General features: G+C 65.5%; 14 protein-coding genes and 1 pseudogene. 10 read left to right on the top strand and 5 right to left on the bottom strand.

Annotated elements, in window-relative coordinates:
* From G584_RS12810 to G584_RS0110955, 8 genes and pseudogenes are all read left to right on the top strand, one after another.
* A pseudogene (locus tag G584_RS12810) lies at positions 1–204 on the top strand (hypothetical protein); the annotation flags it as partial.
* A 24-nt stretch (positions 205–228) separates the two neighbouring features.
* Positions 229–387 carry a hypothetical protein gene (locus G584_RS12725; RefSeq protein WP_157626424.1) on the top strand — a complete coding sequence of 53 codons (159 nt, stop codon included), beginning with the start codon at positions 229–231 and terminating at the stop codon, positions 385–387.
* Positions 384–614: a hypothetical protein gene (locus G584_RS0110980; RefSeq protein WP_028494647.1), complete on the top strand. Its 231-nt coding sequence runs from the start codon at positions 384–386 to the stop codon at positions 612–614. Before G584_RS12725 ends, G584_RS0110980 begins: the two co-directional genes overlap by 4 nt.
* A gap of 73 nt (positions 615–687) precedes the next feature.
* The gene (locus tag G584_RS0110975; RefSeq protein WP_015716402.1) at positions 688–1,296 is read left to right on the top strand and encodes a helix-turn-helix domain-containing protein; all 609 of its coding nucleotides are present in this window, start codon (positions 688–690) and stop codon (positions 1,294–1,296) included.
* 158 nt (positions 1,297–1,454) lie between these two features.
* Complete coding sequence (locus tag G584_RS0110970) at positions 1,455–2,102, top strand: DUF502 domain-containing protein (protein WP_028494646.1); 648 nt, start codon at positions 1,455–1,457, stop codon at positions 2,100–2,102.
* An 11-nt stretch (positions 2,103–2,113) separates the two neighbouring features.
* Positions 2,114–2,476 carry a hypothetical protein gene (locus G584_RS0110965; RefSeq protein WP_028494645.1) on the top strand — a complete coding sequence of 121 codons (363 nt, stop codon included), beginning with the start codon at positions 2,114–2,116 and terminating at the stop codon, positions 2,474–2,476.
* Positions 2,473–3,156 (top strand): response regulator transcription factor, encoded by a 684-nt coding sequence (locus G584_RS0110960; protein ID WP_028494644.1) that lies wholly within the window; start codon positions 2,473–2,475, stop codon positions 3,154–3,156. Before G584_RS0110965 ends, G584_RS0110960 begins: the two co-directional genes overlap by 4 nt.
* A 9-nt stretch (positions 3,157–3,165) precedes the next feature.
* Complete coding sequence (locus G584_RS0110955) at positions 3,166–4,416, top strand: sensor histidine kinase (RefSeq protein ID WP_028494643.1); 1,251 nt, start codon at positions 3,166–3,168, stop codon at positions 4,414–4,416.
* A gap of 24 nt (positions 4,417–4,440) precedes the next feature.
* Here the strand turns inward: G584_RS0110955 and G584_RS0110950 are convergent, their stop codons facing one another.
* Positions 4,441–4,902, bottom strand: coding sequence for a hypothetical protein (locus tag G584_RS0110950; protein ID WP_028494642.1), 462 nt, complete (start codon positions 4,900–4,902; stop codon positions 4,441–4,443).
* Positions 4,903–4,942: 40 nt separating this feature from the next.
* Between G584_RS0110950 and G584_RS0110945 the strand changes: the two genes are divergently transcribed.
* Complete coding sequence (locus G584_RS0110945; RefSeq protein WP_028494641.1) at positions 4,943–5,173, top strand: hypothetical protein; 231 nt, start codon at positions 4,943–4,945, stop codon at positions 5,171–5,173.
* Positions 5,174–5,194: 21 nt separating this feature from the next.
* On the opposite strand, the gene guaB is transcribed toward G584_RS0110945, so the two are convergent.
* Positions 5,195–6,679, bottom strand: coding sequence for an IMP dehydrogenase (gene guaB, locus G584_RS0110940; RefSeq protein ID WP_028494640.1), 1,485 nt, complete (start codon positions 6,677–6,679; stop codon positions 5,195–5,197).
* A gap of 80 nt (positions 6,680–6,759) precedes the next feature.
* Here guaB and G584_RS12255 point away from each other — a divergent pair, with 80 nt between their 5' ends.
* Positions 6,760–7,080, top strand: coding sequence for an ArsR/SmtB family transcription factor (locus G584_RS12255; RefSeq protein WP_245563404.1), 321 nt, complete (start codon positions 6,760–6,762; stop codon positions 7,078–7,080).
* Between the two features lie 88 nt (positions 7,081–7,168).
* Here G584_RS12255 and G584_RS0110930 read toward each other — a convergent pair whose 3' ends face one another.
* The 3 genes from G584_RS0110930 to G584_RS0110920 form a co-directional block, all read right to left on the bottom strand.
* The gene (locus G584_RS0110930) at positions 7,169–7,684 is read right to left on the bottom strand and encodes a Rossmann-fold NAD(P)-binding domain-containing protein (protein WP_126170657.1); all 516 of its coding nucleotides are present in this window, start codon (positions 7,682–7,684) and stop codon (positions 7,169–7,171) included.
* A 362-nt stretch (positions 7,685–8,046) separates the two neighbouring features.
* The gene (locus tag G584_RS0110925) at positions 8,047–8,421 is read right to left on the bottom strand and encodes a type II toxin-antitoxin system VapC family toxin (protein WP_028494638.1); all 375 of its coding nucleotides are present in this window, start codon (positions 8,419–8,421) and stop codon (positions 8,047–8,049) included.
* Complete coding sequence (locus G584_RS0110920) at positions 8,402–8,683, bottom strand: type II toxin-antitoxin system Phd/YefM family antitoxin (protein WP_028494637.1); 282 nt, start codon at positions 8,681–8,683, stop codon at positions 8,402–8,404. The genes G584_RS0110925 and G584_RS0110920 overlap by 20 nt, the downstream gene beginning before the upstream one ends.
* Positions 8,684–9,060 lie beyond the last annotated feature (377 nt).

Genomic DNA, 9,060 nt, shown 5'->3' with positions numbered 1-9,060 from the left:
TTGGTCTTTTTGCCCCCCTACTCTCCTGAGCTACAGCCTGTGGAGCGGGTATGGCCCTTGGTGGACGGGGTGGTAGCGAATGGGCGGGTGGATTCGGAGGAGGAGCTTTGGGAGAGGGTGGAGGCCCGCTGTGCTTACTTGCAGACCCAGCCGGAGCTTATTCGGAGCCACACTCTTTTTCACTGGTGGCCGGGGGGATGCTGAGGGAATGGATCGGGAGGATTTCATATGATTCTGGAAAACCCCTCCTTCGACGAGGCCTTCGCCCGGGCCACGGAGCACCACGTCCGGGGTGTGGCGGTGTACGTGGTCCACCCTGAGGACCTTAAAACCCTCAAGAGGGCCTTTGGCCGTCCCATAGACCTGCGTGACCTCGAGGAGCTATGAGAAAAATCCTGCCCATCGCCCGCAGGTTTCCCCTCACCACCCCTATAGACGACCGCAGCGAGTGGCAGAGTCTGCCCCTGGAAGAGCGGCTTGAGGCTGTGTGGGAGATGGCCCTTTTCTGGGCAGAGCTGGAAAGGGAGAAGGCCAGGCGGGAGGGAAGGGAAGCCGAGATCGCCACGGACCGCCTTCTCCCCGTGGCGAGGAAACGCCCCCTGCCAAAACCGTAGCCGGGGCGATTTTTGTAACCCAAAGGTTTACAAAACCGGGAGGGCGTGCTAGCCTAGGGGCAAGGAGGCAGCCATGACCCAGGCCCGCGAAACCGTAACCTTCAAGCCCGGCGAGGTCATCCTGTACCCGGGGGTGCCGGGGCCCCGGGACCGGGTCTACCGGGTCCTCGAGGGGCTCGTGCGCCTCGAGGCGGTGGATGAAGAGGGGAATGCCCTCACCCTGCGCCTGGTCCGCCCCGGGGGGTACTTCGGCGAGGAGGCCTTGGCGGGCATGGAGCGGACGTACTTCGCCGAGGCGGTGACCGAGGTGGTGGCAGAACCCCTCCCCAAGGAACCCCATCCCGAGGAGATCCGCCAGGTGCTCCTCAGCCTGGCCCAGGCCCTTTCCGAGTCCTACCGGCGCATTGAGCGCCTGGCCACCCAGCGCCTGAAAAACCGCATGGCCGCGGCCATCCTGGAGCTGGCGGAAACCCCCTTGGCCCACGAGGAGCCGGAGGGCTTGGTCCTCCGCGCCACCCACGACGAGCTGGCCGCAGCGGTGGGGAGCGTGCGGGAAACCGTGACCAAGGTGATCGGGGAGCTTACCCGGGAAGGCTACATCCGCTCCGGCTACGGCAAGATCATCCTGAAGGACATCAAGGGCCTCAAGGAACTGGCCCAAAGCCGTGGGGACGGGCGCTAGGGATGCCACCCCAGCCTGGCTTGGTCAGGCTGGGGGCCCCGGCAGCACCACCCCCTTGCGGTCCTCGCCCGTGTGGGGAGATGGGTAGACCTCCTGCCTGAACCCGAGCCCCGCCGCCAGCCCGCTCCCACGGGGGATTTTCCCGTAAACTGAAAGCCATGCGCCTGCGCCAGAGGTTCCTCACCGGGCTGGTTACCCTTCTCCCCCTTCTGGTCACCCTCTACTTCCTGGCCTGGGTCTACACCTACTCCGGGGGCTACATCCAGAGCTTCCTGCGCCTCCTGAACCTCGAGGTGCCCCGAACCTACCAGCCCCTCCTACCCTTCGTGGGGCTCTTCCTGGCGGGGGTGCTCATCTACCTGGTGGGCACCGTGGCGGAGAACTACCTGGGCCGAAGGCTCATCGGTTCCCTCGAGCGCTCCCTTCTCCTCTTCCCCATCGTGCGGGACATCTACAAGGCGGTGCAGCAGATCACCCATACCCTCTTCGGCCACCAGGAGGTGAAGTTCAGCCGGGCCGCGGTCATCGAGTACCCCCGGAGAGGGCTTTACACCCTCTGCTTCGTGGTGCAACCGGTGGATGGCCGCCTTCCCCCCTTGCCGGAAGGGTACACCGCCGTCTTGGTGCCCACGAGCCCGGTTCCAGCCAGCGGCATGGTCATCCTGGTGCCCACGGAGGAGGTCATCCCCTTGGAGATCAGCGTGGAGGACGCCCTCAAGTACGTGGTTTCCGCGGGCTTCCTCCTCCCGGAAAAACCTTCAGGATCCTTAACCTCCCTCCCACAAAAGGCCGGGCCCTCGGCGTAGAATGGAAGGCGATGCGTCCCCTGGCCCTCCTTCTCCTTTTCCTGGGGACGGTTTTGGCCGCCCTTCCTCCCCTCCTGGGACCTGGCCTCCCCCCGGGCACGGAGCTAAGGCTTTTCTCCCAGGACCTGCGCATCCTGCACGGGGCTTGGCGGGTGGAGGGCAAAAGGCTGATCCCCCTCTCTGCCCCTGTGCCCCCTAGGCTGGGCCAGGAGGTGCAACTCCTTCTGGTGCTCCCGGGGGAGAGGCCCCGCACCTTCCCCGGGGTGGCCGACCGCGGGGATGTGGTCCTCCTGCAGGACAAGGAGCGGGTGAGCCTCCTTAGGCTCCTCAAGGAGGTCTACGGCCTCGCCCCTCCGGAAAGGCTCTGGCCATGAAGCGCATCCTGCTCATCGAGGACGACGCGGAGGTGGCCCGCCTGGTGGAGCTGGAGCTCAAGGAGGCGGGCTTCACCGTGGAATGGGCCAAAAGCGGCATGGAGGGCCTGGTGAAGCACCGCGAACGGAAGCCAGACCTGGTGGTCCTGGACCTCGGCCTTCCGGACCTGGACGGGGCCGAGGTGGCCCGGCGGATCCGGGCCACCGACGATACCCCCATCCTGGTCCTCACCGCCCAGGACGCCGTGGAGCGCAAGGTGGGCCTTCTTTCCGACGGGGCCGACGACTACCTGGTGAAGCCCTTTCACCCCGCCGAGCTCCTGGCCCGGATCCAGGTGCAGCTGAGGCACAAGGAGGGAAGCGAGGTCCTGAGCGTGGGGCGGTTGGAGCTCTACCCCAAGAGGCGGCAGGTTTTCTTCGGGGAGAAGGAGGTGCGGCTTTCCCCCAAGGAGTTCGAACTCCTCCACCTGTTCATGAGCCGTCCGGGACGGGTGTTTCCCCGGCAGGAGATCGAGGAGAAGATCTGGGGCAAACCCTTGGGCCGGGATTCCAACGTCCTGGACGTCCACGTGGCCAACCTCCGGGCCAAGCTCCGCGAGGCCGGGGCCTACGGCTACCTGCGCACGGTGCGGGGCCTGGGGTATGCGGTGCGCCCGGGAAGAGGCGAGGAGGAAACCTAGCCCGGCCCCATGTCCTTCCGGCTTCGGCTTTTCCTCTCCTTCAGCCTTCTCTGGCTCCTCTTTTTGGTGGGGGCCCTGTACCTGGCAGGACAAGGGGTGGAGCGAGCCCTTAGAGGCCACCTCGAGGCCACCCTCCGGGAGGATGCCAAGCGGGCGGCGGAGGCTTACCGCAAGGGGCAGGCGGGGACCCTCCTCACCACCGGGGGCGTTTACCTGCACCTCTATGCGGAGGATGGGGAGGCCCTGATCCTAACCCAGGAGGCTCACCGCCTTCCCCCTGAGGCCCTGAAGGAAGTGGGGGAGGTCCCCAGGGTCATCTGGCAGGGGGGTTTCGCCGCCGCTTTGGTGCGCACCCCCTTGGGCCTTCTCGCCCTCACCCAGGACACCGCCCCCATAGACCTGGCGCAAAGGGCCTTGAGGCGAGCCCTCCTCGAGGCCTTCTTCCTCCTTTTCCCCCTGGGCACGGCCTTGGTCTACCTCACCGCCCACCTCACCGCCAGGCCCCTGGAGGAAGCCGCCAAGGAGATCGCCCGGCGTAACCCCGAGCGCCTGGACCCCGTTCCCCTCAACCTCCCCAAGGACGAGTTCGGCCGCATGGTGGAGGCGGTAAACAGCCTCCTCTTCGCCCTCAAGGAGGCCAAGGAAAAGGAACGGGCCTTTCTGGCCGAGGCCAGCCACGAGCTCAGGACCCCTCTCACCGTGCTCCTCGGCCACCTGGACCGCCTAAGGAGGAATCCCCAGGACCTCGAGGCCCTCCGCACCATGGAGGCCACCGCGGAGCGGATGCGCCGCCTGGTGGAAGACCTCCTCTCCCTGGCCCGGGGGGAGGCGGAGCGCACCTTAAACCCCCACATCGTGGACCTGAAGGCCTTAGCGGAGGAGGCCGCCCGGGAGTATGGGGTGGCCTTTCAGGGGGAGGCCCTGGAGGTCCTTGGGGACCCGGACCGGCTCTTGCAGATGCTCAGGAACCTGATCGCCAACGGGGTGCGGGCCGCGGGGAGGGAAGGGGTCTGGGTGCGCCTCAAGCGGGAAGGGGAAAACGCCCTCTTGGAGGTGGAGGACCATGGTCCGGGAATCCCTGAAGACCTCCTTCCCCGCCTCTTTGAGCGCTTCGCCCGGGGACCCGGAGGAGGCACAGGCCTTGGCCTGGCCATCGCCCAGGCCATCGCCAAGGCCCACGGGGGAGAGATCGCCGTGGAAAGCCAGCCCGGCCTGACCCTCTTCCGGGTGCGCCTGCCCCTTCTCGAGGAAGAGGCCTAGGGTTAGGCCCAAGGACGAAAGGCATCAAGGGCCGGGTACCCGGTGGAAGGCGTTGAGGAAGAGGGGAAGGGCCTGGGCCCGGGCCTCCTGCTCCCTCAGGGCCTCCTCAAAGGCCAGGGGGTCCATGAGGAGATGGGGTAGCCTGAGCCAGCCCAGGTAGTACTCCCCCGCCTGCCCCGGGTAGGCCAGGCGGGCCTGCTCCTCGGGGAAAAGTAGGGCCTCAAAGGCCAGGGGGGAGGCCCAAAAGGGGGCGTGGGCGGTGCGCTTGAGGAACTCCTTGAGCTTTAGGGGATTGCTGAAGAAGCCATAGCGCAGGCGCTCATCCAAGCTTTCCAGGCGGCCGAACCATCCCTTCTGGACAAGCTCCATGCGCTTAAGGCGAAGCCGGGCATACTGGGCCAGGGAAAGCACCTCCCGGGAAAGCCCCAGGGCCACCAGGAGCCTCGAGGCCACCACGTAGTCCTGGTACTCCCGGTAGGGGTCCACACGTCCAGGATGCCACGGGGAAAGGGGATAGGATGGTGGTATGGATCGCAAGGCATGGGTCATGCGGGCGGTGGAGGCTTTGCGCTTTGCCACCTTCAAGGAGATCCAGCGCTACCTGGACGAAGAGGGGGAAGCCTTCTCCAAAAAGGAGCTGGAGGACACCCTGAGGGCCCTGGTAGCGGAGGGAAGGCTGGAGGAAAAAGAGGGCACCTACCGCCTGGCCCGCAAGAAGGGGGGCGGGGAGGCCTTTGAGAAACTTTTCGGAGACTAGTCCGAAGAGGGTGGGGCGGCCTTAGGGGGAGTAGTTGGGAGCCTCCTTGATGACCACCACGTCGTGGGGGTGGCTTTCGATGAGGCCCGCCATGGTCATGCGCACGAAGCGGGCTTTTTGCCGGAAGGTTTCTATATCCGGGGCCCCCACGTAGCCCATGGCGCTCCTCAGGCCGCCCACGATCTGGTAGAGGACATCGGCCACGGGGCCCTTATAGGGCACCATGCCCTCGATCCCTTCGGGCACCAGCTTCTTGGCCTCGGTCTCCCCTCCCCTACCCGGCTCCTGGAAGTAGCGGTCGGCAGAGCCCTGCTTCATGGCTCCCAGGGAGCCCATCCCCCGGTAGAGCTTGTAGCGGCGCCCGTCCTTCAGCACCTCCTCCCCCGGGGCCTCGTCGGTGCCCGCCAGCATGCTCCCCAGCATCACCGAATGGGCCCCCGCCGCCAGGGCCTTGGCCACATCGCCGGTGTACTTGATGCCCCCATCGGCGATGATGGGCACATCCAGGTCCTTTACCCCTGCCACCGCCTCGAGGATGGCGGAGATCTGCGGTACCCCCACCCCGGTCACCACCCGGGTGGTGCAGATGGAGCCGGGGCCAATGCCCACCTTCACCGCATCCGCCCCCCGTTCCGCCAGGGCCCTTGCCCCTTCCCGGGTGGCCACGTTGCCGGCAATGATCTCCACCTTGTCGCCAAAGGTTTCCTTCAAGTAGGTGAGGGCCTCGAGGATCCCCTTGGAGTGCCCGTGGGCCGAGTCCAGAACCAGGACGTCCACCCCCGCCTCCACCAGGGCCGCCGCCCTCTCCGGGAGGTCGCGGCTCGCCCCCACCGCTGCCCCCACCAAAAGCCGGCCCAGATGGTCCTTGGCAGCGTTGGGGTACTGCTTGCGCTTCACGATGTCCTTGAGGGTAAGAAGCCCCTTGAGCCTACCCGCCTCGTCCACCAGGGGAAGCTTCTCCACCTTGTGCTTGCGTAGGATCTCCTCCGCCTCCTCCAGGGTGGTGCCGGGAGGAGCGGTGATCAAACGGTCTATGGGGGTCATGACCTCGGTGACGGGCCGCTTCAGGTTGCGCTCAAAGCGCAGGTCGCGGTTGGTCACCAGGCCCAGAAGCCTCCCATAGAGGTCCACCACGGGAAGCCCCCCGATGCGGTACTCCCGCATGAGGCGCTCGGCGTCCTCGAGGGTGGCGGTGGGGGGCAGGGTGACGGGATCCTGGATCATCCCCGCCTCCGAGCGCTTCACCTTCCGCACCATGTTGGCCTGGGCCTCGATGCTGAGGTTCTTGTGGATCACCCCAAGCCCTCCCTCGCGGGCCATGGCGATGGCCATCTCCGCCTCGGTCACCGTGTCCATGGCCGCGGAGAGGATGGGGATGTTGAGGTAAAGCTTTTTGGTAAGCCGCGTCCTTACCGAAACCTCCCGGGGCAACACTTCCGAGTACCCGGGGAGGAGGAGAACGTCATCAAAGGTGAGGCCTTCGTAGAGGATCTTACCCTCGTACATGTTCTTCAGGCTATACGCCCCCCTGACCTCTCGTCTAGGGCCAAGACCCCCAAGCCCCCCTACGCGAAAGCCCCATTCCCGTGGGGATACCCTTCATTTCCGGATACTCATATAATCAGCGCAGGGAACGCCACGAAGCCCCAAGGGAAAACCGGCTCCTGGCGGAAGACCTCGAGCGCATCCTGAGGGCCTTCTCCGCCTTGGCGGAGGCCACCCGCCTGCGCACCGCTTTGGGCCTTCTGGAAGGGGAGGAAAGCGTGGGCCGCTTGGCCCAGCGCTTACAGCCTCCCCAAGGCGCCACCTCGAGGCACCTGGCCGTTTTGCGGGAAGCGAGGGTGGTGGCCGCCCGCCGCCAGGGCACCCAGGTGTTTTACCGCCTGGGGCTGGGCTTCATAACCTAAGGGACGGCCTGCCCAAAGGTGGGGGCGAAAGCCCAAACTCCCACACCAACTTCCTCCCACGACCAAGCGTAGCGTCGCCCCGTTCGGGTTAGTAACCTCCCACATCCCCCACCATCCACTGCGCCAGCCCTGCCTCGATGGCCTGAAGGACACCCGCCGAGATCTCTTGATGCGTGAGCCAGCGCATGGACCCACCCGATCTCCGTGCCCCCAGAACCACCTGGTGGTACCTCAGGTTGGGGTGCGGCTCAAGTCCCTGGGACAGGCTGTCCGCCAGCTGCTTGGGATTCGTCCGGGCACTTCCCACCACGTGAAAGAAGCGCAAGGGATGGCCCATCCGGGCCAGCACAGCCGCGAGCCGAAGGGCCAGGTGATCCTCATGGATCCAGGCCACCACGAGTTCAGGGGGCTCCGTAGCCCCAATATGACGCTCGATCTCGGCCAGGAACCGGTCCGGGACGTTCCAGTCCAAGGCCAGCAGGTGATGGACACAGCCCGTCCTGGCCAGTTCCGCGTCCAGGCTCAACAACGAACGCTGGGTTCGAGCAACGGAGGTCAGGCGCCCCGAGCGGGAGGCTAAGGCCACCGAGGCTTCCCGCAGCATGCCGGTTCCACCGACAACCAGGGTGTGGGAAAACTCGCGTGAGGTAACCATGTCACGATCCTTCCTCGAGCAGCCGAGGGCATCCATTCGCCGCTTACATTTCGCGGGAAGCGCTCAGCGGTATGGGGCTCGGCTGAGCTTTCCCCTATCCCCGGCGCTTCCCCTAGGGGCTTGCCCCCCTTACCTCCCCACCCCGGGCCTGGATCAGGCGATCCGTGGGATGGCCTTCGGGTAGGGTCAGAGGAAGCAGGTGTACTGAAGCCCTACCCCATCGCTAAGGGCTGACCCCCGGGCAAGTCCTGAGGGTTGCCTTCATGAGGGCAAGAAACCGGGGAGTCGTTACTCAGGTAGGAATTGGCTCCTTAAACCCTGATCACGAATCTTCCGTAGGGAACCAGCGCCTGATCCGCGCTCACCAACCTCAGCCCCTCCACCATGGCCTGGGCCAGGAGGATGCGGTCGAAGGGGTCGCGATGATGCCACGGCAGGCTTCGGACCGCCATGGCGTGTACCGGGGTGATGGGGAGATGGGTGAACCCCTCTTCCTCCACCACCTCCACAAAACCCTCCGGCATCCGCAGCTTGCCCAGGGAAGCCTTCACGGCAAGCTCCCAGGTGGTTGCGGCGCTCACGAAGACCTGGTCGGCCCCCTCAATCAACCGGCGGGCCTTGCGGCTCAGCCTTGGATCATCGGAAAGCCACCACAGCACGATGTGACTATCGAGCAACAGGTTCAACCGGACCTTCCTCCATCATCCGGGCCATCTCGGCATTGGGTTCATCGAAGTCCGGGGCGATCCAGACCTTCCCCTTCCAGACCCCTGGCACCCGCCTGGGCTTCGGAGGGGTGTCGGGCGGCACCAGCTTGGCCACCACCCGCCCGTACCGCCCGATAAGGATGACCTCCCCCTGCTCAACCCGCTTCACCAACCGGGAGAGCTGGGCCTTGGCCTCGGCGATGTTGACCAGTTTCTTGTTCCGATCCGCCGCCTTGGGCATCGGCAATCCCCTCTCCCCCTAAGGATAGGAGACATGACCATAATTGGTCAACTCCTTTCTCGCGCTTATACATGACCCCCCTCGCAAGGGGCCAGCAGGAACCTTTTTGCGGGGGGATGGAATGGCCCACCTGTTCCCCGCCGGCCTATCGCTACTTTCCCCATGCTCCTGGCGTTTCCCTCGGCGTGCCGGGTCTGAGGGAAGGGACAGCAGGGCTCTTTCCCATACGGCCCTTCGCCTCCTCGCCCCATGCCAGTCAAGTCGCGATTTTTGTGAGTTTCACTTCCGCAGCCCAAAGCGGGGTCAGGTCGTGTCAAGAGTTATGTGTAAGAGTCTGTGTACGGGGGGCATACCGCTCCTGAAGCATCTTCTCCAGC

The sequence above is a fragment of the Thermus antranikianii DSM 12462 genome (assembly GCF_000423905.1).
In the GTDB taxonomy this organism is placed as follows: domain Bacteria; phylum Deinococcota; class Deinococci; order Deinococcales; family Thermaceae; genus Thermus; species Thermus antranikianii.
Note: the sequence above shows the minus strand (reverse complement) of the source record. Positions and strands in the feature narration are given on the sequence as shown.

Excerpts from the sequence above, each read along its gene's own strand:
- G584_RS12725 (WP_157626424.1), top strand. The coding sequence starts at position 229 with ATGATTCTGGAAAACCCCTCCTTCGACGAGGCCTTCGCCCGGGCCACG.
- G584_RS0110980 (WP_028494647.1), top strand. The coding sequence starts at position 384 with ATGAGAAAAATCCTGCCCATCGCCCGCAGGTTTCCCCTCACCACCCCT.
- G584_RS0110975 (WP_015716402.1), top strand. The coding sequence starts at position 688 with ATGACCCAGGCCCGCGAAACCGTAACCTTCAAGCCCGGCGAGGTCATC.
- G584_RS0110970 (WP_028494646.1), top strand. The coding sequence starts at position 1,455 with ATGCGCCTGCGCCAGAGGTTCCTCACCGGGCTGGTTACCCTTCTCCCC.
- G584_RS0110965 (WP_028494645.1), top strand. The coding sequence starts at position 2,114 with ATGCGTCCCCTGGCCCTCCTTCTCCTTTTCCTGGGGACGGTTTTGGCC.
- G584_RS0110960 (WP_028494644.1), top strand. The coding sequence starts at position 2,473 with ATGAAGCGCATCCTGCTCATCGAGGACGACGCGGAGGTGGCCCGCCTG.
- G584_RS0110955 (WP_028494643.1), top strand. The coding sequence starts at position 3,166 with ATGTCCTTCCGGCTTCGGCTTTTCCTCTCCTTCAGCCTTCTCTGGCTC.
- G584_RS0110945 (WP_028494641.1), top strand. The coding sequence starts at position 4,943 with ATGGATCGCAAGGCATGGGTCATGCGGGCGGTGGAGGCTTTGCGCTTT.
- guaB (WP_028494640.1), bottom strand. The coding sequence starts at position 6,679 with ATGTACGAGGGTAAGATCCTCTACGAAGGCCTCACCTTTGATGACGTT.
- G584_RS0110930 (WP_126170657.1), bottom strand. The coding sequence starts at position 7,684 with ATGCTGCGGGAAGCCTCGGTGGCCTTAGCCTCCCGCTCGGGGCGCCTG.
- G584_RS0110920 (WP_028494637.1), bottom strand. The coding sequence starts at position 8,683 with ATGCCCAAGGCGGCGGATCGGAACAAGAAACTGGTCAACATCGCCGAG.